This is a genomic window from Legionella lansingensis, assembly GCF_900187355.1.
Classification (GTDB): domain Bacteria; phylum Pseudomonadota; class Gammaproteobacteria; order Legionellales; family Legionellaceae; genus Tatlockia; species Tatlockia lansingensis.
In genome coordinates this window covers 268,861-294,391 of sequence record NZ_LT906451.1, presented here as the reverse complement: position 1 = coordinate 294,391, position 25,531 = coordinate 268,861, and the positions used below count along the sequence as shown (strand labels likewise).

Genomic DNA, 25,531 nt, shown 5'->3' with positions numbered 1-25,531 from the left:
TCTTGCATAACCGGTAGATTTTATTTGAGTGCAAGACATCAATGTTTTGAGGAGCGGAGTTTACATAAAGTAAATGCGCACGCAGAAACATTGATAACGCAGCAATAAAATAAAAGATACCGTTATGCAAGAGGTCTATTGCAAGACAAGGAGTCAGCAATGGGCAATCATTTTGAGACAGAATTCTTATCTAACATATCCTTTCTCAAAGCTCGTGAATTATTTAATCAAGAAAGACCTGGCTTCGATACCCTAAACAGCGTTATCGATAAGCTCGTTGAGCAGCAAGCTATAGATAAATTATCAATCTTATTCACATTGCTTAAGGAAGAAGAAAACACTGAGGATCATACGCAATTAAAAGCGAGAATTCTTGGTGAATTATTGCTTCATGCACTAGACAACTCGCATCAGGAGAAAATTAAAGCAATACTCAATGACCTCGAAATTTGCCTTATTGAAAAGCAACATTTATGGCAGGGGATCTTATCTTCCATCATCTTATGGATTGAACACCACAATCAGAACGATGATATTATGACGACGCTGTTAACTCATCTTCCCAATACACAGCGAGAACGCTTATACGAACGTTTATTGGAGACAGCACAGGACAATCCTCCCTGGCTTGCATCCCTAATAGCTTACATCCTTTCAAAGCGCAGCAGCAAGAATATTGCCAGTAGTCATCTGGGGAAACTTGCCAGCAGCATTGTACTCTCACCAACAACTTGTTCTAGTGAGAACATGAACTATCTAACCTTGATGCTAACTACCGATCAGCTCGTTAATCTTACTTTTCAGCTAAGAGCAATGGCTGCTACTTACGCATCAGATGGAAGAGAAAAGCATACGCGATTTACGGAACGCCGGCAAAGTTATTTGAACAAATATGATGTTCTAGCCATGGCCTTAACTGTTCGAGCTACCAGTTCAAAAACGGAATATGAGCAATTAGTCACGGGGAATAGTGAGCTTGCTAACATCTTGTTGATGAAGCGTTTGTTGGTGCAAACAAACCCAAGTCAGCAAAAAGATTTAATCATTGAACTGCTCGAAAACCCGAACAAATATGACTTAAGCGACTCTGCTTTTAAAGCGACAGCAACGACATCCCTAGCGACCGTTTTTGCCAATTTACCCACAAATGAGCTCATTCCTTATTTTAAAAAATATTACATTAGATACACCAAGAAAAATTTGGCCGAGGTAATCTGCTTTCTGGATACGTTGTATGATATGTCTTACGACAGAACAAAAATTTTAAGCTGCATCCAAGCGATCGATGATGAAGACAAGACCATCACTATCAATTATATCGCTAAGAGCAAGTCGCGTGATAACGGATTAACTGAGACTTGTCTATCGACTCTAAATGAGAAGCAACTGATCACTTTCTGCGGTCATATTTTGGCTTTAAAACAAGTACTTCGCCAAGAGATCGAACCCTTGTCCTCTGTTTATTTTAGGGTATTGTGTAAAAAAATTAGCCTTTCTCTCACCCCAGATCATCTCGCGAGCTTAGCACAAACGCTTAAATTACTTCCTGAGGAGATAATCAGTGACTCACTAAAAATAATTTTTAGCAATTTTAAGGATAACACCCAGCTTCGTTATCAATGGTTAAACGTCCTATTTGCGGAACAATTCTCAAAGACGATGTTGTTGAGTCCTTGTCAAGAATTACTAAAAATGCTGCGACTTCCAGAGCAGTTATCTTTGTTAAGATGTTTTTTTAGCGGGGAATTATTGGCTCTCTATTTATATGCTATGCGTCAAAATGCATCTGAGAGTGATCTTCAATGTTTTGTAGAATTACTGAAAGAAACGGACAGACAACCTCAGCTCCTTTATCTATTACTAAATACTCCGATGATTAATCAGGCATTTCTAGACAAATTAATGCCGTTTATTGATGATAAAAATTTAATAACCTTAATCTTCCAACTACTTGATAAAGAAAAAACCGATCGCGATTACGCTACTACCTTGGATCCACTTCTGTGCCATTTCTGCTACAGATTACAACTTGCGCTTGATGAACACGCTCCGATTCATCAGTGGGTTGGATGGGAAAACTCCGGACTATTAGCCACTCATTTGCTTGAAAACCCGGAGAGCTTTCAAATCTTATGTTCTCGTTCCTCACTATTTCAAGATTTTACTCCATCACTACTGCAAGGTTATTTGGTTAACAACGCATCCACTGATTTAAAATTAAGGGCCAATCGTCTTTTAAATCTCATCGTTTTAGATTCACAGAAGGCAGAAAAAATTGCGTTTAATTTACTTAGCCACTACCAATCTTCTCCCAAAAAATTACAAACCATTTTCATCAATCTTGAAGCAGCTCAAGAAACCTTGAATGAACAAGGCAAGAAAAATTACACGTATTTAAAACAGGCCTGTTGGCGTCTATTACAAGCCAAATCAGATAGTTATGATGAAAATCATTGCGTCACTTTATTAACAACGCAACTTACCTTAACACATTGTTTTGATCCTTTGTTGGCGAAACTGGCCATCAATGTCTGCGAAAGTCAGGATGCTCATCTTAGTGCTCAATATTTAACCCAGATTGAAACCAGTACTCTGGAACAAATACAAGTTGATTATCTAGCCAAAATTTTGACTAAATCCTTATCCGAAAACACTAAAAGCAATTGGGAAAAAGTTGCAATTTATTTAAAAAACAAAGACAAAGAGCAAACGTTAGCGCTGATAAAGAGCCTAATAGCTCAAATTAAAGACAGCAATAACAACCCTATATTGATTGATAAAACTACACAATTTATTCTCAATTTACCCAATTTGGAGTCTCTCATTTCTCTTTTCACTGAAGAGGAATTATGCTGGCTTGTTAGAGAAACCAAAGCAACTGATATCATTGATAGATTTCCTGCCTGGTTTAATCAACTTATCACTAACAAACAATGTGCAGAATTAAATTATGGTTCCCTGATTATCTCTTTACCTCTGAACCAATCTTTATTGGATGCTATTTATCAACATGAGGATTTAAAACCTCACTTTCATACAATCTTCTTGCAGTTAGTGTCTGACGAAGCAGCGCCAGTGCATTTCATAGCGCTCTTCCGGCATGTGATTACACTTCCACCTGAGGACAAACATCATTTCATCACCCAAGTACAAAAACTCATCCGACCACAAAACTTGCAGGGATCTGCCTTATTGTTAATCAATATAACATTATTAAGTCTTCCTAGCATAAATGTGAACAAAGAGGCGGATGTAACACTCGTTCTAAAACATTTAAACTTAATCACAGACTTGCTCAAACAAAACAAAGAAAGCAGCAGAGACTCACAATACTGCCAAGAGCTAGAACAACTCGTACTTAATACCTTATCCTGTTTGACAGGGCATAATCTTCACTGGGCGCATAAATTTTTAGCAAGCGAAAGCTTTGCCGAGTGCGCCTTAATCTGGTTAAAAGAGGTTGACGTGAAAACAATAGGACGGCATCCATTAACCAAGATCTTACTCGAATATACAAATCAGCGACTACCGGCAAATTTAATTAATGATGGTAGTTATCAAAGATTCATTAAGCAATTGCTAAGTTCACCTCCTACTGACATGAACGATGATCAGTTTACAATATTGTTTGAGACATTAACTTCTCAGAATCAGCAACAATTAGCAGTTGAACTATTACAACGCCCTACCATCAGTGATGTCCAATGGTCATCACTGATGACCTTAGCTCGGGCTCTACCTGTATCGACTCTATATAGTATTTATACAAAGAGTAAGACACGATTCGTTTTCGTTGATTTATTGGCTAGGAACCCCATGGGACTAGCCGAACTTGGTAAAGCTGAACGCAATACACTTCTTGCTGACTTAAGCTCGGGGAAACAGATACTGAGAATTTTAGACAGCTACAGTCCTGTGTCCGCCAAAACGGCTTTTGTTGATGCTATCTTTGCCTATCTTGAGGAGAAAAATATACCTCTCGCTCAGTGGTTCGAGACCATGAACATTGATTCCCAAACCCTTGCCGCCTTCGCTAATTACACAATAAATGAAAAAAATAAAGCCAAGCTCATGCTCGTTATCGAGAAGAGCCTTTATCTTAGTCAGGGGATAGGTGCTTACTTACGTAACCCCACTTTGGACATGGCAATAGAACAACGAGGACTACTATATACTTTGTTACAACAAGGTGCTCTAAATCCTTGGTTAGGCTGTAATTGTAACCCCCGACTCGTGCAAGCTTTAGAACCAGATATTATCAGGGAGACAATAAAAGCCCATTTTGAATTGTGGAACCAAGTTAATGAATTGAATGCCTTTTATGAGCCTTTATCTGCTACTCAGGAAGTAGCTTCTCAAATCCTAACGAGTGCAAGATGGGTTCAACGTTTGCCCTTAATTTCTGAGGGAGTTTTAGAAGTTATTGGATATTTACGATCTCATCCCAGTGACCAAACAGTGATTGAACAAACGGAGCTTTATCAGCAAATAATTATCCCTTTATTGTTGCAAAAAAATCTTGACTCTCTTGCCGAAACTCAACTTAATCGTTTATTCAATCTACTCGTTGACTATGCGCAATCGATAAAAAACGTTGATGACTCTCATTACCAAAAAATTAAGGTTTGTATCCAAAATTACCAGCTGCATCTACAAGTCATGGAACATTTCTCAGATTCTAGGTTAATACAATTGTTCAAGCCTAATTCCTACATGGGCAGAATCATAAATGGAAAAATTAATCATTTACGAGAAGTAGAGGTCAAATTAATAAGTACTGCCTTACTAGCACATCAGCAGTGGTTCAAATCGCAACAACTGATACCTGTCATAGAATTTGCAAAATTGTTGCAGATAGGGTTTGGCAAACTAAAGGTATTCGAAGATAGAGGGTTTAGAAACTGGCTTTTGCAATATGGTTTATTTTCACCGCTAACAAATAGCTTAAGTGATGAATTCATTAAAGAACTACTGGGGAAATTTCCGCATATGGAATTCTCTCTGCAAATGGCACAGCTTCACAGGAAACAAATGGAACTAAGAAGTGCTTATCAAGATTTAAAAAATCTGGTAAAAACGACTTCGTTGCAGACACTTATACGGGAGTTATACCTGCAACCTTTGAACAACCTAAAACTTCAGCGCGATGCAGCTGCATTCGCTCACAAACCTAACCTAACCAACTTGCTCCTGTTCGTCATACAAGCAAAGGAAGCATGTTTAGACGAATCCCAATTGCAAGAATTGTTGTTACCAAAAACGTTTACCAATCATTTGGAAATGGATTGGTTTCTTCCAGAAATTGAAAAACTACGAGAGATCGAAAACACATTGACTACGCACACAATGCGTATAACTATTTTGGGGTTTAGTTTCAATAATGATAAGCAAGATATCGCCCGACTAACCAATCTGAAACAATCCTTTGTAAAAACCGATCAGGAAAGCATGGCTGCTATCCTAAATTCTTATTTGCCCGTTTTTGTGGATAAAAAAAATGAACTCCTCGCCAAGGAGTTACTCTATGTGCTAGAAAAATTATATTTGGAACGCAGCAAAACCCAAGGGTTATTAAAAAAATTAAGCCCAGACTTATTAGCACACATTATCCATTTTGCGCTTAACGAGCCTGTCCAACATGAAGAGCTTTTGCAACAAATTATTCATGCAGGCTTTGGTTTGCAATTTCAAAAAGCACTGAACAATATCCTCATCTCAGCATTTGGTCTTGAATCCGCCGGTAAAGAAAATAGCGAGAAACCTTTTTTAGTGCAATTCTCACTTAAGCAATTTGCTAATCTAACCGCAAGTGAATGCGAAAACTTGATCATCTCTCAACGCCTGCTATTTCAAATTAAGCCTGTACCAGAACTAACAAGTTGGCATAGTCAAGGTCAAGAAGCTCATGTCTATTTCTGTGCTGATGCCTCAATATTTAGCATGCTTATGCAATGGCAAGAAGTCATATCACAACACACGCCTAAGGATGAAATTACCATCGAAGCCCAACAAAATATTAATTACTGCTTTGATTTTTTTTCTAAGGAAACAAAGGGATTGGCTTATTATAAGCTTATGGAAAAATTTCATCAGGAAGTAAATAAAGATCAACCCGCTGTGTATTATCATTGGCTTTGCCTATTATCCTTCTTGAGCCACGACAAAACGGTTTTAATCACCTATTTTTTGACTTGGTTAGAACATACTGAAGATAAAAACTTAAAAAGCCAACCGTTTCTTGAAAAATTATTATCTCATATTTTTAATCACCATTTACTAGGAGAATTATGTCAACAACTGTCTCAAAATAAACCGCTAACGGAAAACAAATCACAATGGCTCTTTGAGCACATCCTTGCTACACAAGTAATGGATAATGGCTTGTTACAAAATATTGCTCTTGGTTTTTCATGGCCATGGTTACAGGAGAAAATGAAGGACCAGTCTCTTGATCAACTGGCTTTATTGCGGCTAACTCTGGGGCAGGGAAAGCATCTCAAGGCCATTACAGAAAATAACTCAGCCAAGCTGACTTTACTTACTTTGCTCAATGAATGCCGATTCCCACCTAATGAGCTAATTCCTTTACAAAAGAACATTACAGATATCACTACTAAAGCTTTGTTTGCAGCACATTTATTAAGTCGAAAAGATTATTTAGATCAACTTCCTGGTGAAAATTTTCTTGAAAACCAAGCTGAGTTCGAGGACCGCTTTGATTTTCGGCTACAGTCAATGGTAAATCAGCTTGATCTTGCAGCAATACCACCTGAAGCCATGAAGGAACTACAACCTGAAGCAGCAGCCACTCTATTATGCTCTGTTAGACATTTTCATCGGTTAAATACTTCTTATATGGAGCCCATTTTACAGCGAGTAGGAGAAAAAAATACTGCATTCATCAAATACTGGTTAATCCATTCTGCAAACATGCCAAACGTTGCCAAACCTCTCGTTGCTTTAATCAAACTGCAACCCCATGTCGTCCTAAGTCAACTTTTACAATTATCTGAGCCTAAAAGAAACGCCCACTTGCTAACATTGATTCAAAACCTTGATCAATTACCAACAACGACAGCTAAAAATTTAATTATGCTTTGTGATGAAGCGCATCTAAATTATGCCTGTCACTTGTATTTCTATGGAGGGCAGTCCGAAGATATTTCTATACAATTTATCCAAGATTTGACTGATAAAATTCTTGAGCAAAAAAAGCCCTTAACTTCACGGACGATTCAATTACTCATTAGGCTGAGCGAAGGAGAAAAATTTGATTCGCTTCGTGAAAAAATTGGTAAAGCCACGAGTGATTATTTGCGTAGCAGTGCTTTATTTGCTGACTGTTCAATTTTCTATGATGATGGTCACTTAAATATCAAGCGCATGCAAAAGCATATTCCTCTGCTAACCGGGCAAACGGATAGTGCAACACAGCAAAGTTATCGTCAGACATTCACAAAAATTTTTAAGAAAATGCTGTTAGTCAAGGATGAGACTCCTATTCAATTCACTGACACCACTATCACCATGAACCCTTTGATTGCGGTTTTAGCGAAAGACATTGAACAGATAAAATCAATTGATTATTTTCTCATACATTATCACGGCAAAGCAGAGGCACTGGAACAATGCCTAAATCATTATCTTAATCACCTTGAATTGGGCAACCGAACCCTGGGTAGTAAACAACTCCAGACTACAGCATGGCTTTTGAACCGCTCTGAGATTGCCATGAGCACACGAAAAATTTTATTTGAGGTATTTATTAAACATCCTAAATTACTCAATGAAAAAATTAGTGCATCCCTACTGACATTCAACGCCGATCGAATCGTAAGTCAGTTTGGCCAGAAAGGTGATTATCAAGCGCTCATTTTTGTGTGTTCTTTGGGGTTGCCCAGTATGGATGAAGACAGTGACAATACCAGAATGGTGCAACAAGCTTTACAAGAAGCTGAATTTGAATCTTCTCTAGCTAACATCACGGGATTCCTGTGCAATTTCCGCATTTGGTTAAAGCGCACTTTTTTTTATGGCTGGGAAACCTGGTTTGAACCAAAAAAACCCAAATATGTGATACCTTTCACTAAAGACAACTCGCAAGACCATTCAGCAAGCATCATTTTACAAGAACCAAGTTCTTCAAACTCTTCCATTGAGGAAGTGTTCTCCATCCAGCCTACGTCTGCATTAAAAGAGGGATTAGAAAGCTTATTACGTCGTGTGAAGGGAAATGCTGACTTAACTTCTCTGCAAATACTTGTTGATGGGCTTGCGATATATGATTGGCAAACCCCAAATTCGACTGAGTTAGACACAAGGAAAACGATTGATGATCTATTTGAGGTATTGCTGCAACGGATGAAATCAGAGCACAGCATGAGCACATGGCTACCACAGCATTTTGAAATTTTTATAGCCAACCGCACGCGCTTAGTAGGACTCTATCTGGAACACAATCAACAAGAAAAATTACTCGATTTATTATCCCACGCGAGCAAAGGACCGGGGAATTTTAATCAAATTTTAACAAAGCTATCAGAGGTAAAAGAACCTGAGCTTGTAACTGACAAAACAATACCTATTGTTGTGCAACAAATGGATGTTTCTTTATTGGGAAAAGTAACCGGCACACTTTCCTCGTTGTCTTCTTTTTTTTGGACATCGCCAAGCAAGAATGCAACTCCAGATCGGTCTGTAACCTCAACCTCAGAAAAGCGTGGATGGTTTCAGGGGATCCTGTTTAAATAGAGCATATCTAACTCATATACGGTTTGGGTTAGCATCGTTTCTTCCCTTTTTGACAAATTTATAACCCTAAATTATGCTTTGAGAGCGATTGCTGTTTTACCTGTTGCATACAAAACATCGGAGGTTGTAGTTAAATCTACAGGGGAGTTTGACATGATCCTATCCCCGTTAGAGCTAATTTCGGGGTAATACCGCAAAACCCCTCTTGAAATTTTCAAAATAACCACCATGGCATAGATTATGGAAATTAATAACAGGAGGAAAAAAATGAACCTTATCAAACGTGAGTTCCCATTGACCAGAGACTTAGGTACTTTGACTAGGGATTTTAATAATTTGTTAGAGAGCTTTTTCAAGAGTCATCCTGAAGATTACTCATTTGTTGATACAGGTGCGTGGGCTCCTGCAGTTGATATTAAAGAAGAAAAAGATCATTTTCTGGTACTCGCTGATATACCAGGAGTAAAGAAAGAGGATATGCACGTTTCCCTTGAAAATAATATCCTAACCATTCAAGGTGAACGGCATTTTGAAAAAAAAGAAACCAAGGGAAATTACTCTCGTATAGAACGTTCTGAAGGGCAATTTTATCGCCGCTTCAGTTTGCCAGAAACAGCTGATGAGAGCAAAATTCGCGCAAAATGTAAACACGGCGTACTGGAAATAACTATACCTAAGAAAAAAGTAGGCCTGGAAAAACGTATTGAAGTCAAAGTGGAAGAATAAAAACTAAAAACTAACCGGATGACGTCAAATAACGTCAATTTTGGAGGCCTTAGTAAGTAAGCTTTACTTCTAAAATTGAAGAGCTTTTTTATGACGTCTTGAAGTCTTTTCGTTGTATGAAGAGATTTCAAGGCGTATACTTCCCCGTGCACCTAGTATTGGCACCGATTTTTTCTGCTTGCTTAACTGCAATTAACCGAAATAAGCCCTATAAAGTAAATAAACGCCGATTAGAAGAGATATCACCGTAACGACTATCAAATAAGTTGGATTCCTCAACCACCATTGCCAAATCTTCATTATTGTGTCGGGGCAGAATAATCGAACAATCCCCCCTATGAGCACTAGCCAACCAATGATAGTAATAATCACCGGCCAACCCATTACCCAAACATTATGACTTACGACCATCATTAAACCTAAAATCAAAGTCACAATGGCAATGAAAAATAACAATGCTCGTTGCGCTAAAATATCCTCCATAATAGCTTTTGTAGCATCAAGCCTTAGCAAAGTGCAAAGACTCGCTATCACAAAGTACCAACCGACGACTTGGGCTAAAAAAATACTTAGTTCCATGATTTTTCTCCCAAATACACCCCTCCTATTATAAGTATAGGTGACTTATCTCACTCAAACCATGCAAATTTTGTCCTACAAAGCAACCTAGCCCTTGAGAGAAACATCAAATAAGAACCTCGAACCAGCCCCCTCATCCGCCCTTTGGGGCACCTTCTCCCCATTTCTGGGGAAAAAGGAGGAGGTTCTTTGGGGAGCAGGTTTATGATGATTTGAAAATCAATCCATTCAGCTTCATCTAAAATTAGTAAGAGCTGTGTTATTTATAGAGGAAGAAATAATGAAGGCTGCATACATCGAACACGTCGGAGGAAGTGAGAACATCCTAATCGGTGACTTACCTCTTCCCATGCTTGCACCAAGCGAAGTATTGGTAAAAGTTATTTATACCACTGTAAATCATGTAGATTGTTATATTCGTTCAGGAAAATACCCGCAGCCTCTCCCTAAGCCTTTTATTATTGGTCGTGACTTGTGTGGTGAAGTCGTACAAATAGGAGAACGAGTAACCGATTTTAAACCCGGAGATTATGTTTGGTCCAATTGCCAAGGGATCCATGGGCGGCAAGGAACGTTTGCAGAGTATGTCGCAGCATCTGAAGATACCCTCTTTCATTTACCCAGGAACGTTGATCCTCTTACAGCAATCATTGTCTTACATTCTTTTTTTACCGCTCTATTAGGTTTGGAGCGCGAGGCAAAACTTAAAAAGAACGAAACCATCTATATTCAGGGAGCAGCCGGCAGTATCGGTGCTGCAGTCACACAAGTTGCCAAATCATTTGGAGCAAGGGTCATTACAAGCACTAGTGGTCAAGAAAAAATGAATTATTGTTATCAGCTAGGTGCAGACGAAGTCCTGGATTATAGAGAAGATCTCAAAGCCATACTTATGCAACTTGCCCCCCAAGGAATTGATGTTTTTTGGAATACTTCTCGTATTCATGATTTTAAACAAAGCTTACCATTATTGGCTCATAAGGGTCGTTATATTTTAATGGCTGGCGCAGGTATGGAGGCAATATTGCCTATCGGTGAATTATATACAAGAGATGCTTCAATTCGCGGATTTGCAATTACGAATGCGACCCTTGATGAAATGAAGCTCACTGCTCCAAAAATCAATACCCTACTAGAGCAAACCAGCCCGCATAAAATTGCTAAAACTTTAACTCTTAAAGAGGCACGCCAAGCTCATGAGATGATGGAGACAGACGAGTTATGGGGTAAAATCGTCATAAAAATAGGTTAGTTCTCTGCCATTAGGTTAAACGATTTCGAATCTCCATTACGGCGAGTTGAATTCTAATCAAATATCGTCAAACCCTTACCTAACTCACACTCTATTTGATATGTTTTAACCTTACTATAATCTTGGGCACGCATGAGTGTAATATTAAGTGTCGCATGACCATTTGCTTGTAAGTTAAATTTACTATAGCCAAATGCGGGAGTATCAGGCAAAGAGGGATCGTTGAGGGTAAAATGTCTATCTGAAGCAGTAATTCGTTGATCAGCAATCAGCATGACAGCATTCGGTCTTACGGACGTAATGCTATTTGGTAGAGTTTGCTCAGAAGTACATTCTTTGATTGCCCAAACAAAGCTTAATTGCTTGCCGTTTTTAATTGCTGTCGCAATATCTGCGAAAGAAGCTAATTCTGCTGCATGAACGCTGAAACTTAATATCACAATCGCTAAAGTTAATAACTTTTTCATTTGTATCCTTCCTTTAAACTCAAACGCTGTGGATTGTACTGTAAGGAAGCCAATTTTCGAAGTAAATCCAATATTTTTTGAAAATAAATATCTCTAGTCTTTAAAGACGAAGGGAAGGATCCACAGTTAGCAAAATTAATTGCTTTAATTGAAGGATGAGGCGCTCACTATCTTGTCTTATTTATGCATTCATTGGGCACATTACAGACAAAAAACCACCAATTTTTATCAAGAGGTTGGCCTTCATGAATAAACATGATTTAATCCTCTTGTTCGAGCAAAGAGTTAACCCTTTGCTAATATTTTAATATACCTCTGTTTATGTAACATCATAATGTTTGAAGAAAAGAGAATAAATAAATTAAGTATCGATAAGATAAGCCATTTTTCGGCAAAATTCCCCATATCTAGTATCAAGCGTTACTGGATGGAGTGTTCTTTATTTCCAAAAACCCACTCCATCAGCCCTACTCTTGATTTTAATTCTATCGACATGGGAGACCGGAATGAGAAGCATCTCAATATTAGTGCGAACTCCAAAGCGATAAAGGAAGCTCCGATTTTACAGCAAACACAAGCACCCCATTTGCTTTTAGTGGAAGACAATATTATCGCGCTACGTTTACTTGAATCCATCACTAAACAAGCTGGATGTAAATTCACGTCCACATTGGACGGAGAAAAAGCTCTGGAGTTAGCCAAAACAAAACATTTTGATTTAATTGTCACTGATATTGGTTTACCTGGCATGTCAGGAATTGAAATGACCATTTACATTCGTCACTGGGAACAAGCCAGCAAAAAACAGGCCACGCCAATTGTCGGTCTTACAGCTCATTCATTAGCAAGTTCGGCTTATGAGTGTTTAGAAGCAGGTATGAATCAAGTATTTGCCAAACCAATTAATTTACAAACGATGAAGGAAATTATTTCAACCTTGGTCATTCCCTATAGCCAGAAAGAACCAATCCCTATGGAGTCTGATCATGAGATGCCCGAGAATGAAGATGAACTTTTTGCTTTAGATAACTTCCCACTCTTTAATCTGAAGCAAGGCATTACAAATCTCGGGGATATTAATTTACTCAAGGAACTCTTAAATCTAATGATAGAAGAAGTGATTCCGAAGGATCAAAGCGAGATACAGAAAGCCTATAGGGATGGGGATTGGACAAATGTAGAAAAAATTGCTCATAAAATGAAAAGCGGTGCCTTGTATTGTGGGACCACTAGATGGCAATATGCCTGTCAGTACCTGGAACGTTATAGCCAAGCAGGTCATAGTCGACTTTTAAACAAGTTGTATCAACAATTAATTGCTGTCTTAGAAGAAACAAAAAAAGAAATTATTCATTGGTTAAAGCAGCAAGAAGAAAAACCAAGACTCAGTTAATATGTCTTAACCATTACCCTGCTCAATGATGCTTGCTCCTGTCAGCCTGCCAGGTTAACAGACCAAGAATGAACGCAACTAAAAAGAGAGCAGGAACATCACCAAGCAAATGCTTTATATGCATAGGGTAATAAAGGGACTGAATCATCATGATTACACCATGAATGATACTCGACCACACAGTGAACCAAATCAAGCTAAGATGCTTTAAAGGGTTCTTGGATGCAATTATCAGAAAAACACCCAGTGTTGCATAAATTCCAAGAATCATTTGCAGATAGAGCGATACCCCCTCTGAATGCCAGGCCCAACCAGCAGGCCAAATAACGGTAAGGGGGTAAATTGCAAAAACAAATATTACACCCGTAATGAATAAAGCAAATTTTAACCATTTTAATGCTGTTGATGATTTCATTTTTCTTCTCCTGCATTAAGAAGTACCAGCGTCGAGAACACCTCCATATATTATTACCGTTCACTTTAAACTGGCCAAGATAATCTTGCTACCCTGGCCACTTCGTTTAAGGTACTAAAGTCGTTTCTCTGCTTTTATCTGCTACAATCGCACCAGACTCCCCACAGAAGGTAGCCCCAGCACGCGTAAATATGTTGATGAGGCTTGCGGGCAGCGACAGTAGAGTCGCTAAAACAAAACTAGGGGTTAAAACGACAGATACACCAACTGCCACGCCAGCAACATCTGCAATATCAAGAGATTCTCTAGCAAACTTATCCTTGCCGAATAAAGCAGCACTACCAGCAACGATATAAGCTAGCAGACAAATGGTAATAGCCAGTGCTACGATTAGCGCAGCTAATGCACTCAAAACGCCTAAGAGCAAGGGGGCACATATAGGGGCACTTAGGGTAATCGCGGTGTCTTTAGTATCACGGTAAGGGACAAAAAATCCAGGTATATATTTGCTGTAAAACTTATTTCCTTCATTCCAGGTTAATTTCAGAAGATCTTTTATCATGCTTAGGTTGTTATTTACTGTCATAAGTATCCCCCAATAAATTTCCATATCTTGAGCACTCCACTTTAGACAGTAACATCTTCAGCTCCTTTTGAAAATGATCGGCGAATAAACCATCTAGCATAATATATGGAGAAAGCTTGGGTGATGTTATTCTTGATGCAGGCAGTGGGCTAACCGAGGAATCCAGAAATCAGTGCAAAGGCTCTTCGTCAAACCAGAGGATAATTGAGTCAAGCTGGCTGACAACCGATAATTTCCGGTCTAACTTCTTTTAATTGATTGCGCTCATCCACAAATATCACAATAGGTTTATGCTGATGGCAAAATTCTTCTTGGATTTGAATAAATGAAGCAATAATTATAATATCGCCTGGTGTCACTAAATGGGCTGCTGCACCATTAACACAAATGCTCGTCGAATTCTTTTCTCCGGCGATTGCATAGGTCTCGAAGCGCGTACCTGCCGTTACATTCCATACATTGACAGCTTCATTAGGTAAAATATCTGCTGCGGCTAATAACTCTGGCGCGATGGTGATGCTCCCTTCATATTCCAAATCTGCATGAGTAACCTGGGCGCGATGGATTTTTGATTTCAACATTTTTCTATAAAACATGGGACAGCCTACTTCAATAATAATTAGAAAATCCAATTCTGAACAAACTAAAAGGAAGAATGATAGCATGGAATTGTCCTGCTATCATTCTTCCTCCAAGGCGTTAGGCCGCCATCCATTGTGTGAGTTTAACTTAAAACTACCTCTGATGATGCTTGTAATTTTAAAGATGACAAAAACTCCCACAATTTGGTTAGCATCTTACACTTAAATAGCCTATTAATGTTTTGAGATTTTTTCTAAATCCGCTAAAGAAAGCACCCCTGTTAATCGTTTATTTTTATTTAACACAATGAGGCGACGAATCTGATGATCCTTCATATATCTTGTTGCTTTCTTGATATCATCATTTTCGAAACAATAAAGCACCCCTTTATGCATGATACTTTGTACGGGTGTACTAAGATCCTTCCCTTTAGCGAGACAACTAACAACAATATCTCTGTCAGTAAGGGTGCCAACAAGTTTATCTGTTTTCTTATCACCAATAGGCAGAAAACCCACATCCAACTCTTGCATTTTTCTAGCTGCTTCACTGATTGTACAAGTAGTAGGCAAATACTCTGGATTAGGTGTCATAATTTCTCTTACTTCCATGGTGTTCTCCTTAAACTTGCTTCAGTAAATCTACTAATCCTATGGTCAACTTAAGCAAACAGCTGACAATATTATTGCTGTTATAAATGACCTTCCATCAATATAAGTATATTCAATTTTTCAAAAAAGGGCTGTTTAAGAGCTGACATTGTTTAATAATCACACGATAAGTTATTGAAAAATTGTATTTAATTGCCGTTAATTGTTGAAATTACAATAGGCGGTAAAAACCGCGATGCAAGTTCTATACTTTTAGATAAACCAATATCTAGATCCAGAGTTGGAAAATGAAACTTCTCTGCCTCATTAGTTTATTGTGTTGTCATCTTGGCTTTGCTGCAAATCAAAAGATAGTCATTGGGGTTCCCCAGTATGCTCCGCCTTATGTTATGGTCGAGTCACCTCAAATATTCTCTGGATTTGATATCGATTTGATGAATGAAATCTGCTCCCGATTGCAATGGGATTGTGAATATAAGCCAATGAAAATTAAAGCTTTCTTTTCTGCCTTGACTGATCAAACAATCGATTTTCTCATTGGCGCCATTGCTATTACACGAGACAGACGGCAGCAATTCTTGTTTAGTATTCCCTATATGATTTGTGAAGCTGGTTTTTCTGTGTTAGAAAGTAGTTCTATCAATAATGTAGGTGACTTGCAAGGAAAGCGAGTTGGGGTCCTAAAAGAACGAATCTATTATGATTTCCTTTCTCGCAATTTTCTTAATCAATTTACTATCGTACCTTATGAGCGTTACACAGAGATTTTTCTTGCAGCAAGAAATGGAGACATCGATGCCGTTTTTGGCAATTACTACAGCGCCCTGTATATGGATCATCAATGGCCCAATGAGCTTAAAGTTCTCAAAGAACACTTCCCTGTTGGAGAAGGGTTAGGTATTGCTACTCTGCCTGCCAATAAAGCCAAAATGGATCAAATCAATAAGGTTTTGTTGCAAATCCAAGCTGATGGCACTTTTAGTAAGAATATACAACTATAATTTCCAATTCTTTATTAAATCTAATCTCAACCAGAATTAAGCCGGCTCCTTCAGTTTCCAGCGCTTATGCAGCCAGTGCCATTGTTCAGGGTGCTCTAGAATAATCCGCTCCAAGGCTTGATTGTAGGTTAAGGTATTACGATAGATTGACTCTTGCGCATCACCATAATCCTGCCACAATATAGGTTCATGAAATTCAAGCACATGACGACCATCAGCTAATCGATAGCTAGCTGCAGGAACAACAGGAACGCCTGTATGACGAGCGAGGCTTGCGAGACTGCGATAAGTCCCCGCTTTCTTACCAAAAAACTCTACGGCAACCCCATCACGATTTGCTAGCGAAGCATGTTGATCCAAAACAAAAATAACAGCATGATTTTGCTCCAATGCATTGCAAACCTGCTCTAAAGAATTCTTTTTGGGGATAACATTCAAGCCAGCCTGATAGTAGCGCCTGAATAGCAATCGCTCCAGCGTTTTGCTTCCAAGGGTACGCCGAATAAAATGGAACTGTCCCTGGAATTCTTTGAAATTCAAAACGCCACCGAGGGGAGCAAACTCCCAGTTACCAAAATGTCCAGTGAGGATTAATACTCCACGTTTTTTAGCAATAATGTCTAATAAGCGTTGATGCCCTCGAACTTCTACGCGCTCTCGGAGGCTTTTCTCACTGATGAAACGTAGATGAATGATTTCTTTAATTGAAGTAGCCAAGTGAGAATAAAAGGCTTTTGCTAAACGTTCTTTTTGCGCTTTCGTTAATCTATCACCAAATACCAACTCGATATTTGCGCAGATCACACCCCGTCGGTATGGGATAAATCGATAAAGCATACGTCCCATCCAAGAGATACGAAGCTTACTTATCTTAAGATCAAGGTCAGTCACAGGATTTAATCACCAAACAAGCGTTCATACTGGCAAAGCCACGATTAATCATCACAGCTGTTTTAGCATTTTCAAGGTAACGATGGGCCGCGCTGAGATTCAAATTCTCACAAGAGGAAGCAGCGCTCTCAAAATTAGCTATACCAGGTAGACATTTGTTCTGCAAAGCATACGTTGTCAATACAGCATCTAACGTGCCCGAAGTACAGATAGTATGCCCCATCGACCACTTAAACGCCGTAACTGGAACCCGTCCAAACACCTGACTAATGGCCTGTGCTTCGCTGTCATCAGATTTAATATTGCCGTTACCATGAGCGACGACGAAATCAACTTCTGCTGGTTGAATATCCTGCCCCTGCAAAGCTTGAGTTATCACGTTAGCCAATGCTTTACCATCATGATTAATTGAGAACAAGCCAGCGGCTTCACTTGCAGCAATCCCACCAACAATCTCCCCATAACATTGAGCCGAGCGCCTTTTAACGCTTGCTTCACTTTCCAATATGAGCGCTGCTGCACCCTCAGCTAAAATCGTGCCATCATGCTCTTTATCAAAGGGTTTTAAGTGTCGTTTGCTGATGATACCTAATTTTTCGTAATAAAAGAGAGCCTGAGGTTCAATACCTATATCATAGGCCACCACCACAGCACGCTCCGCTTGGCCTTGCTTTAAAGCATGGTAAGCTTCAATAATAGCCTGGGTACCTCCAACTGCATGATTGGTAATATTATGATTTGGACCTTTGAAGCCATAAGTAATGCCCGTATAAGCCAAGACATTATTGGGTAAAATTCGCAATAACCACATCGGATGCACTTCATCAAATAATTGCTGTGCAAATTGCTGCATATTACCATCGGTTTTGGCTAATAATGGCAGAAAATCTTCCTGTTGAAAGTACTTGTTCCCAGGCGAACCGACATAAATGGCCGTTTTCTCATTAAAAGAAATTTGATCACTGGCGCCTAGGCTGTCACGGTAGCTCATTAGTTGACTGTGATTGATAGCTTGTACTGCTACATTAATGCCCATGACGTCTTGTCTTGAAATCACTTTCATTAATTTTCGATCAGGCAACATTTTTGCTGGTTGAAAATGCTTTAATTCTCCAGCCAAGCGATGGTTCCAGGAAGATAAGTCCCACTGTTTAGTTTCTTCAATCCCGCTTTGGCCTTGTAAGATTGCCTCCCAAGTACTATCAGCAGTATCACCACAGGCTGTCAGGGCGCTTAAGCCTGTAATAAAAACACGGTTGGAGCTCATTCTTTACCTCCAAACTCAGGATGCTTAAACAGCAAACAGCTATTTGAACCGCCAAAACCAAAAGAATTCGAAAGGACAACACCTAAAGATTTTTCCCGTGGTCCCTCACTAACATAATCGAGATCACATTCAGAGTCAGGTGTTGTCAAATTGGCCGTTTGAGGAATTTGAGCATGTTGAATGGCAAGAACTGACAACACAGCTTCTAGAGCACCAGCAGCTGCAATTAAATGACCTGTCTGACTTTTAGTTGAGCTCGTCGGCAGTTGCTTAGCGCGCTCTTGGAAAACAGCCTTAATAGCATTGGTTTCGCTCAAGTCATTCATTTTGGTGGACGTTCCATGAGCATTAATATAATCTACATCATTGGGCGTTACCCCAGCATCTGTCAAGGCACCTCGAATTGCTTGAATAGCCCCGTCACCATTGGGATGTGAATCAGTAATTCGATAAGAACTTAACGAGTTACCTTCACCTGCCAATTCTGCGTAAATTTTTGCACCACGGGCTTTTGCTTTATCCCATGCTTCAAGAACCAGAAAAGCGGCACCTTCACCTAAGACAAAACCATTCCGAGTGGCATCAAAAGGACGACTGGCCGTGCTCGGACTGTCATTGTAAGTCGACAATGCACCTAACAAACAAAAACTGGACAAGCCTAAGGGGCTGATCATGGAGTCAAAACCACCTACAAGCATAACGTCAGCCTCACCTCGCCTTATCACTTGTAATGCTAAACCCAAAGCTTGTCCACCTGACGCGCAGGCAGTATGTACAGAGGAAGCATAACCCTCTATACCAAATTGTTGGATGAGCAAGGATAGTCCTGAATTCGATGTGGTTTTACCAAAATCAACAAGATGATAGAATTTTTGTGCTTTTTCTTGTAGTTCTTGCCAGTTAATGATGCCATCGCTGGCACAGGTTTGCTGGAACCGTTGCAGATAATCAAATTCAGCCGTCATCATACCACTGCCAGTAACTACGCCCCAGCGATGAGCGGTCTCTTTGGTTGGTCGAATAGCGGCATCTTCCACGGCTTGGTACGCTGCTTCCAGAGCATATTGTGTAAATGACATCATAAAGCGATTCTGTTTACCTTTAATCGCAGGGTTCAGACTGAAGCCTTTTACTTCAGCTGCTATATGAGTTGGGAATGCACTAGCATCAAAATGGGTTATTTCTGCCACACCGGAGTGGCCTGCCAGCAAATTCGACCACGTAGACTGGACATCATTACCTAAGGGGGATACTACGCCTAACCCTGTGATTGCCACTCGTCTATTGTTCATCATTAACCCTTCCTCGCGGTCATCACTACATCTAAAATACAAACACGTTTGCCATTAACCTCACTGCGATAGTTTAAAATCAGCTGCTGCTCGTTCTGTTCTTTCACTTTGAGATCACACAAAATGATGTCCCCGGGCTGAATAAAATCAGTCATTTTAATTTTACGGAGTTCGCTTACTGTATAGTCAATACTAAAGGGGGCACGCGCTATAAATTCTCGAGCCAAATTGAGCTTGCATTCAAGCAATACAGTCATGGGCAATACTGGTTTTTTGGGGAAATGGTCAGGAAAATAAGGGGCTGCTCGCGTAATGCGCTTTTCAGCACTAAGGCTCACACCAGGTTCTGAGGCCACGATGCGGTCAAACGAAAAAACCGGTAAAGGACGAGCTGCCTCATCCCATAGGGTCTGTTGACATGTCATCTCAAGGCCTACGTCCCGCGACTTGTTCGCGGGATCCATGGATGCCGTGGACAAGCCACGGCACGTCGGCATTGTGGAGCAATTGTCAACACGCTCTAGAACGTTTTTTAGATTTACTGAGGTCGTTTTTACAGGCCATTCACCTGGGCGATTGATTTCACTGAATTGCTGACGCACTTCCTTTTCATCGATAAATTCAGTCATAGGCAACAAGGGACCCAAAGCACCATCAATGTTAAACACCACCTCGTCACCAACTCGAGCCACACTATTATACAGAACAGCTGATTCATCTAGGCGCTCAATGAAAGACTCCAGCTCCAATGTTTCGCCTATGTAGACGGATCGATGTAGACGAGCACTGGCAACTACCCCAGCCACAGGACGTAAGGTGAAGTCATTAAAGGCCATCACATTCCACGCAGCGAGTTGACCTAATGTTTCGCCAATTAAAGAAGGAGCGAAACATAATCGGTTGCTATCATCGGGACAAAGATAAGTATCTTCTCGAGTAATATGCTTTACCCCCCGAATGACCTCTCCAGGAGTTAGCTGCAAAATTCTGTCAACAAATAAAAAGCGCATCAGGCTAATGTTTCACAGGCTTTTTTTTCATTAACTGCAGAAATAACCATTTTACAAAACGTTTCTACAGTAAACAGTGTCGGGATTTCGCTGACTCTTATGTTTGCTTTAAAGTGCTCATCAGGCACTTCATTTAAATAATTTTTAAGTGCTTGCATACCTGCAGCAGTTAATACACCACCTTTTTCAAATTCGTCTTCCGCCAGGTTGCCACGAGCATTTTTTTCTAATTGACCTCGAGGAATTTTAATACTAAATTCTTTTTCAAGTTGAAAAACAAGATCAAGAAAATCAATCGATTCAGCACCCAAATCAGCTATTAAGCGACTATTTAAAGAAATTTCTTCCTCATCAATAACTAACACATCAGCGATAATTTCCCTGACTTTAGGGTATACGCTTTGTACATTCATGTTCATTCCTCAGCGGTCTTTCAGTTCTAAAAACTGCAGAGTATACCATACATTTTTTAAAGAGAGCTATGCGATGAAACAAGCAAAAAATCTTCTTTTACCCTTAGAATCAACAAGCGGAAAGCATGCAGCTTCAATCTATACAAAAAATGCTATGGCTATCCTTATCTCACTCTTATAATGTTTCCTGAATTATCATTAATTAAGCTGGAATATATGCATAAAGTCATAATAAGCATCGCCGTTGCGCTCTTTTTTTTCTACCTTCCTTTGCAAGCCTCAACTGCTACACACCCTTTACCCTCAACGGTAAATAGACCTCTTTCGAAAAATGAGAATCAAGAGTTTCGTGATATGGTCATTGCTTACGTCCGTGCTGTAGCTAATCATAAAATTCTTCATTTGCCATTAGCAAAATCACAGTTAAACGAGCGCTGGGGTTGGAATCCTTGGAAACGTTCCAATTGGAGTGTTCAAGTCGTCATTTATTATCATGGCAATAAGATTGGTGAAGGTAGCGCATGCGACAACCACCTCGAAGAGGTAGTACAAATCGCAACAGAAAAAGCGCTAGCTCATACTACTTTGCCAAAAATCACAGCCAAGGAACTGGCCGAATTTCGCTTCCAAGTTAGCTTTGCCTACTATCCGACTCAATATTACGCCTTTATTGAATACTTGGACAAAGGATTGGAGCTTCTGGGGAATCGCGTCGCTATACGCCTGCTTGATACGCAACTGATTAAACAACAACTGATTAATAGTCAACATTATCTTCTTAATTTAATGCATCCGATGCTGCATGGCTATGGGAAATTTTACAATGCTAAGGAGGACATCCGTCCAGATCAGCTAAGAACGATTTACAGCTCGTCAAGCTTATACACTTTCATAAAATTGTACCATTTCAATCACAACCAGCAGCTTGAGAAGCACTTCAAATCAATAGCTAATTTTATTCTATCAATGCAAGTTCCCTCTGGACCTAATGCCGGCGGTTTTTACTATTCCTACAATTTAAAAACAAATCAAAAGAGCAATTACATCGTTGTTGGGACCACTGCAAAAACGATTTTTACACTTTTGGAGTTGTACCAACTATACAATGAAGAAACTTATCTTATTGCCGCGAAAAAAGCGGGAGATTGGTTATTATCTATGGTTAGTGAGGATGGCAAAGTCACAGTAAAGGCCAAGTATGAGAACAATATCTGGCAATATAAACAACAACAGTCTTTTCTTTATTCTGGGCAAGTGCTCTCAGCCCTCTCACGTCTTTATGCAGTAACCAAAGATCAACGCTATTATGATGGCGCTACAAAGATTGCCAAGCGATTAAAAGATGAAGCTGAGAAACAAAATCTTTTTGTAGGTGATGATTATCGAGATAAAAATACGATTTCCACTAGTTGGGTTCTTATGTCCATGATTGACTATGCAAAAATCAATCAGGATGAGGTTTATCGGGAGCTTATCCGTCAACTTTCTAACGTCATTCTGTCAATGCAAATTACCAATAGTCATGACGCTTACGTATATGGACGTTATTGGGATGCCACAACACCGAGTGGCAATGGTTGGCTCAATGAGGTGATCGGGAATTTATATGAGTTTTGCAAAAATACCCATTTGACTGATTGCCAACAATATCGCAAGCCAATGATATTAACAGCTCGCTGGTTAATTCAAAATGCTTATACTAAAGCCAATACTTATGATGTTAAAAATCCATCCCAGGCTATTGGTGGTTTTATTACTCTTTCCAATAGCCAAACGGTACGGACTGATGCTGTTTGTCATGGAGTAAACAGTTTAATTAGTCTGTTAAACATAGTCGGCGATAAAGAGCAAGTGTTGCTAGTGGTCCCTGAAAGACCATTAACAGAAATTTTGCCCTCATTAAGAGAGGGCAATGGATTTTCTTAACCAGATGCTAAGAAGGTTGTTGACGGTTCGCTAGCTGTTCGGCCAATATAGTAGAAACGTCAACAGTCCCTATCCTACCTGACTATAGCCTGCATCAACAAACAATGTATGAGCATTGATCATTTTTGCTTCCGGGAGACACAGAAGATAAATAGCATCAGCCACATGCTCTGGTGTTAGCGGTTCTACGGATAATGCACGCGAATGGTATTCATCAAGCAATTGTTCACGATTAGGAAAGTGCTTTAGAGCATCCGTATCAACGACTCCAGCAGAGACAGTATTTACAGTGATGCCCAATGGCGCTAATTCAAGACTTAAGGAGCGGACTAAGGCCTCAAGTGCCGCTTTAGATGCACCAATAAAGGCATAATTGGGTATAGCCCTTAAAGCACCTAAACTGGAAAGAGCGATCACGCGACTGTTAGGCGGCATTAATTCTCTTCCTTCAGTAACCAGATGATTTAATGCTAAAGCGTTCGTTTCTAGACACCAACGCCAATGCTTGGTAGACATCTTAAGCGCTGGTTTGAGTACACCGCTTGCGGCATTACTAATAAGAAAATCAAGCCGATTAAACTGCTCACGATATTGGGAAAACATATCCTTGACGGATTGATGATCCGCAACGTTAGCCTGAATAGCTATGGCCTTGCGATCTAATTGTTGGATTTCTCTAAGCAAAGCTTGAGCTTCATCCGAGCTATTGTAATAAACAATGGCTACGTCACAGCCGGCCCGTGCCAATTTCAAAGCGGTTGCTCTGCCTATTCCGCGTGCTCCACCGGTGATGAGTGCTACTTTATTAGCAAAAACCAAACTCATGTTTTTTCCTTTAGGTGAAAAATCCACCAAACTACAGCGATTCTGATTATCTGTCAATCACACCCGACAAATGCAAGATATTCTTGTCTGTTTGACGTTTACTTTGTACCATCTGCAAATGACGTCATGAAGTGCATTGTTAATGAAGTATTCCTGGTTAAAAACAGTTTTTCCCATTGCTACAATCTTCTCCTTTCGTATGCTGGGCTTATTTATGTTAATCCCGGTGTTTACAGTCTTTGCCACCCAACTCGAAGGAGCCACACCTACTTTGATGGGTCTAGCATTGGGAAGTTATGGCTTGACACAAGGACTATTACAAATGCCATTCGGCATGCTTTCTGATCGGTTTGGAAGAAAACCCATATTAACGTTGGGTTTATTATTTTTTGCATTGGGAAGTTTGCTTGGTGCCCTAAGTCATTCGATTTATATGATGATTTTTGCCCGTATCTTACAAGGGACAGGAGCGATTGGCAGTGTTTTGATTGCCTTACTTGCCGATTTAACCCCAGATGAACAGCGCACCAAAGCGATGGCTGTCATTGGTATGACTATAGGCCTGTCGTTTAGCTTAGCAATGATTTTAAGTCCAGCGCTTACTTCTCTTTTTGGTTTACCTGGAATTTTTTATCTCACTACGCTACTAGCCCTATTAGGTTTATTATTACTTCATTTAGTTATTCCAACACCAAGCAAACAATGTTTTCATGTCGATAGTGAGGCAAATCCTTCGCTCTTTAAATCAGTTATTGGCAATAAGCATCTGCAACGCCTGAATGCTGGGATCTGTTTGCAACACTTTATTTTGACCGCTACTTTTTATGCGATCCCCATTCTCTTGCAGCAGCAAATTAAGCAAGGGCATTTAAATCAGCAATGGCATTTTTATCTTCCTTTAATGCTTTGCTCATTTGTCTTTATGATCCCATTTATTTTACTTGCTGAAAAGAAACATCTAATAAAGCAAATATTCATTATCGCTGTTTTCTTAACAACGATTGTTCAATTTTTTCTTGCCTTCTTTAGCCAGTATTGGCTTAGTCTCTGGCCTTTGATGTTTATTTATTTCATAGCGTTTAACATTTTAGAAGCCACTCTTCCTTCCTTGGTCTCCAAGCAAGCTGACCCAAACACCAAAGGCACTGCTCTGGGTATCTATTCCAGTAGCCAATTCTTGGGGATCTTTTTAGGCGGTGCTTCTGCAGGTCTTTTATATCAATTTAATGGTAATGCTGCGATATTCTTTGCGAATGCATTTTTGGCCTTGTGTTGGTTAGCTATTGCTTTATTTATGAAACCGGACGTTTATCTATCAACACTTATCTTGCCTTATTCCAAAAATATCAAAGATATTAGTGAATTAGCAGGGCGTTTAAAAACCTTGGCAGGAGTTAAGGAGCTTAATATTGCCCATACTGAAGGAGTCATTTACTTGCAGGTTGATAAAGCCAGTTATCAAGAAGGTAGTGCAGCAAAACTCCTGCAACAATAGCCGTCACCATAGCTAGTACCACAAAACTAATCCATTTATCTAACTACGC

General features: G+C 39.6%; 19 protein-coding genes. 7 read left to right on the top strand and 12 right to left on the bottom strand.

Annotation, left to right across the window (positions count from 1 at the left end):
- The first annotated feature begins 159 nt into the window (after positions 1-159).
- The gene (locus CKV79_RS01405) at positions 160-8,751 is read left to right on the top strand and encodes a hypothetical protein (RefSeq protein WP_028373322.1); all 8,592 of its coding nucleotides are present in this window, start codon (positions 160-162) and stop codon (positions 8,749-8,751) included.
- A 240-nt stretch (positions 8,752-8,991) separates the two neighbouring features.
- A complete protein-coding gene (locus tag CKV79_RS01400; protein WP_331712963.1) occupies positions 8,992-9,477 on the top strand; it encodes an Hsp20/alpha crystallin family protein in 486 nt (161 codons plus the stop codon).
- Positions 9,478-9,669: 192 nt separating this feature from the next.
- Here the strand turns inward: CKV79_RS01400 and CKV79_RS01395 are convergent, their stop codons facing one another.
- The gene (locus CKV79_RS01395; RefSeq protein WP_028373320.1) at positions 9,670-10,056 is read right to left on the bottom strand and encodes a hypothetical protein; all 387 of its coding nucleotides are present in this window, start codon (positions 10,054-10,056) and stop codon (positions 9,670-9,672) included.
- A 280-nt stretch (positions 10,057-10,336) separates the two neighbouring features.
- On the opposite strand from CKV79_RS01395, the gene CKV79_RS01390 reads away from it, so the two are divergent.
- Positions 10,337-11,308: an NADPH:quinone reductase gene (locus CKV79_RS01390; protein ID WP_028373319.1), complete on the top strand. Its 972-nt coding sequence runs from the start codon at positions 10,337-10,339 to the stop codon at positions 11,306-11,308.
- Between the two features lie 53 nt (positions 11,309-11,361).
- Here CKV79_RS01390 and CKV79_RS01385 read toward each other — a convergent pair whose 3' ends face one another.
- A complete protein-coding gene (locus CKV79_RS01385) occupies positions 11,362-11,775 on the bottom strand; it encodes a VirK family protein (RefSeq protein ID WP_028373318.1) in 414 nt (137 codons plus the stop codon).
- 334 nt (positions 11,776-12,109) lie between these two features.
- On the opposite strand from CKV79_RS01385, the gene CKV79_RS01380 reads away from it, so the two are divergent.
- Positions 12,110-13,168, top strand: coding sequence for a response regulator (locus CKV79_RS01380; RefSeq protein WP_028373317.1), 1,059 nt, complete (start codon positions 12,110-12,112; stop codon positions 13,166-13,168).
- Positions 13,169-13,190: 22 nt separating this feature from the next.
- On the opposite strand, the gene CKV79_RS01375 is transcribed toward CKV79_RS01380, so the two are convergent.
- The 4 genes from CKV79_RS01375 to CKV79_RS01360 form a co-directional block, all read right to left on the bottom strand.
- Positions 13,191-13,583, bottom strand: a complete 393-nt coding sequence (locus CKV79_RS01375; protein WP_028373316.1) for a DUF6632 domain-containing protein — start codon at positions 13,581-13,583, stop codon at positions 13,191-13,193.
- A gap of 106 nt (positions 13,584-13,689) precedes the next feature.
- Positions 13,690-14,193, bottom strand: coding sequence for a hypothetical protein (locus tag CKV79_RS01370; protein WP_028373315.1), 504 nt, complete (start codon positions 14,191-14,193; stop codon positions 13,690-13,692).
- Positions 14,194-14,378: 185 nt separating this feature from the next.
- Positions 14,379-14,765, bottom strand: coding sequence for an aspartate 1-decarboxylase (gene panD, locus CKV79_RS01365; protein ID WP_028373314.1), 387 nt, complete (start codon positions 14,763-14,765; stop codon positions 14,379-14,381).
- A gap of 219 nt (positions 14,766-14,984) precedes the next feature.
- Entirely contained in the window at positions 14,985-15,362 is a 378-nt protein-coding gene (locus tag CKV79_RS01360; protein WP_051546160.1) for a CBS domain-containing protein, read from the bottom strand.
- A 287-nt stretch (positions 15,363-15,649) separates the two neighbouring features.
- On the opposite strand from CKV79_RS01360, the gene CKV79_RS01355 reads away from it, so the two are divergent.
- Positions 15,650-16,363 (top strand): transporter substrate-binding domain-containing protein, encoded by a 714-nt coding sequence (locus CKV79_RS01355; RefSeq protein ID WP_028373313.1) that lies wholly within the window; start codon positions 15,650-15,652, stop codon positions 16,361-16,363.
- A 36-nt stretch (positions 16,364-16,399) separates the two neighbouring features.
- Here CKV79_RS01355 and CKV79_RS01350 read toward each other — a convergent pair whose 3' ends face one another.
- Genes CKV79_RS01350 through CKV79_RS01330 form a run of 5 tightly spaced genes read right to left on the bottom strand, consistent with a single transcriptional unit; the run spans position 16,400 to position 21,236 of the window.
- Complete coding sequence (locus tag CKV79_RS01350) at positions 16,400-17,254, bottom strand: lysophospholipid acyltransferase family protein (protein ID WP_028373312.1); 855 nt, start codon at positions 17,252-17,254, stop codon at positions 16,400-16,402.
- A complete protein-coding gene (locus tag CKV79_RS01345) occupies positions 17,247-18,521 on the bottom strand; it encodes a beta-ketoacyl-[acyl-carrier-protein] synthase family protein (RefSeq protein ID WP_028373311.1) in 1,275 nt (424 codons plus the stop codon). The genes CKV79_RS01350 and CKV79_RS01345 overlap by 8 nt, the downstream gene beginning before the upstream one ends.
- The gene (locus CKV79_RS01340; RefSeq protein ID WP_028373310.1) at positions 18,518-19,813 is read right to left on the bottom strand and encodes a beta-ketoacyl-[acyl-carrier-protein] synthase family protein; all 1,296 of its coding nucleotides are present in this window, start codon (positions 19,811-19,813) and stop codon (positions 18,518-18,520) included. The genes CKV79_RS01345 and CKV79_RS01340 overlap by 4 nt, the downstream gene beginning before the upstream one ends.
- Positions 19,814-19,815: 2 nt before the next feature.
- On the bottom strand, positions 19,816-20,823 hold the full coding sequence (locus CKV79_RS01335) for a hotdog family protein (RefSeq protein WP_028373309.1): 1,008 nt from the start codon (positions 20,821-20,823) through the stop codon (positions 19,816-19,818).
- On the bottom strand, positions 20,823-21,236 hold the full coding sequence (locus CKV79_RS01330) for an acyl carrier protein (RefSeq protein WP_028373308.1): 414 nt from the start codon (positions 21,234-21,236) through the stop codon (positions 20,823-20,825). Before CKV79_RS01330 ends, CKV79_RS01335 begins: the two co-directional genes overlap by 1 nt.
- Before the next feature lie 216 nt (positions 21,237-21,452).
- On the opposite strand from CKV79_RS01330, the gene CKV79_RS13965 reads away from it, so the two are divergent.
- Positions 21,453-23,162: a glycoside hydrolase family 76 protein gene (locus CKV79_RS13965; RefSeq protein ID WP_231950168.1), complete on the top strand. Its 1,710-nt coding sequence runs from the start codon at positions 21,453-21,455 to the stop codon at positions 23,160-23,162.
- Positions 23,163-23,231: 69 nt separating this feature from the next.
- On the opposite strand, the gene fabL is transcribed toward CKV79_RS13965, so the two are convergent.
- The gene (gene fabL, locus CKV79_RS01320; RefSeq protein WP_028373306.1) at positions 23,232-23,987 is read right to left on the bottom strand and encodes an enoyl-[acyl-carrier-protein] reductase FabL; all 756 of its coding nucleotides are present in this window, start codon (positions 23,985-23,987) and stop codon (positions 23,232-23,234) included.
- Between the two features lie 142 nt (positions 23,988-24,129).
- Here fabL and CKV79_RS01315 point away from each other — a divergent pair, with 142 nt between their 5' ends.
- The gene (locus tag CKV79_RS01315) at positions 24,130-25,482 is read left to right on the top strand and encodes an MFS transporter (RefSeq protein ID WP_028373305.1); all 1,353 of its coding nucleotides are present in this window, start codon (positions 24,130-24,132) and stop codon (positions 25,480-25,482) included.
- Positions 25,483-25,531 lie beyond the last annotated feature (49 nt).

What these genes read in the sequence shown, in the direction of transcription:
- CKV79_RS01405 (WP_028373322.1), top strand. Translation starts at nt 160, where the DNA reads ATGGGCAATCATTTTGAGACAGAATTCTTATCTAACATATCCTTTCTC.
- CKV79_RS01400 (WP_331712963.1), top strand. Translation starts at nt 8,992, where the DNA reads ATGGAAATTAATAACAGGAGGAAAAAAATGAACCTTATCAAACGTGAG.
- CKV79_RS01395 (WP_028373320.1), bottom strand. Translation starts at nt 10,056, where the DNA reads ATGGAACTAAGTATTTTTTTAGCCCAAGTCGTCGGTTGGTACTTTGTG.
- CKV79_RS01390 (WP_028373319.1), top strand. Translation starts at nt 10,337, where the DNA reads ATGAAGGCTGCATACATCGAACACGTCGGAGGAAGTGAGAACATCCTA.
- CKV79_RS01385 (WP_028373318.1), bottom strand. Translation starts at nt 11,775, where the DNA reads ATGAAAAAGTTATTAACTTTAGCGATTGTGATATTAAGTTTCAGCGTT.
- CKV79_RS01380 (WP_028373317.1), top strand. Translation starts at nt 12,110, where the DNA reads ATGTTTGAAGAAAAGAGAATAAATAAATTAAGTATCGATAAGATAAGC.
- CKV79_RS01375 (WP_028373316.1), bottom strand. Translation starts at nt 13,583, where the DNA reads ATGAAATCATCAACAGCATTAAAATGGTTAAAATTTGCTTTATTCATT.
- CKV79_RS01370 (WP_028373315.1), bottom strand. Translation starts at nt 14,193, where the DNA reads ATGGAAATTTATTGGGGGATACTTATGACAGTAAATAACAACCTAAGC.
- panD (WP_028373314.1), bottom strand. Translation starts at nt 14,765, where the DNA reads ATGTTTTATAGAAAAATGTTGAAATCAAAAATCCATCGCGCCCAGGTT.
- CKV79_RS01360 (WP_051546160.1), bottom strand. Translation starts at nt 15,362, where the DNA reads ATGGAAGTAAGAGAAATTATGACACCTAATCCAGAGTATTTGCCTACT.
- CKV79_RS01355 (WP_028373313.1), top strand. Translation starts at nt 15,650, where the DNA reads ATGAAACTTCTCTGCCTCATTAGTTTATTGTGTTGTCATCTTGGCTTT.
- CKV79_RS01345 (WP_028373311.1), bottom strand. Translation starts at nt 18,521, where the DNA reads ATGAGCTCCAACCGTGTTTTTATTACAGGCTTAAGCGCCCTGACAGCC.
- CKV79_RS01340 (WP_028373310.1), bottom strand. Translation starts at nt 19,813, where the DNA reads ATGAACAATAGACGAGTGGCAATCACAGGGTTAGGCGTAGTATCCCCC.
- CKV79_RS01335 (WP_028373309.1), bottom strand. Translation starts at nt 20,823, where the DNA reads ATGCGCTTTTTATTTGTTGACAGAATTTTGCAGCTAACTCCTGGAGAG.
- CKV79_RS01330 (WP_028373308.1), bottom strand. Translation starts at nt 21,236, where the DNA reads ATGAATGTACAAAGCGTATACCCTAAAGTCAGGGAAATTATCGCTGAT.
- CKV79_RS13965 (WP_231950168.1), top strand. Translation starts at nt 21,453, where the DNA reads ATGCATAAAGTCATAATAAGCATCGCCGTTGCGCTCTTTTTTTTCTAC.
- fabL (WP_028373306.1), bottom strand. Translation starts at nt 23,987, where the DNA reads ATGAGTTTGGTTTTTGCTAATAAAGTAGCACTCATCACCGGTGGAGCA.
- CKV79_RS01315 (WP_028373305.1), top strand. Translation starts at nt 24,130, where the DNA reads ATGAAGTATTCCTGGTTAAAAACAGTTTTTCCCATTGCTACAATCTTC.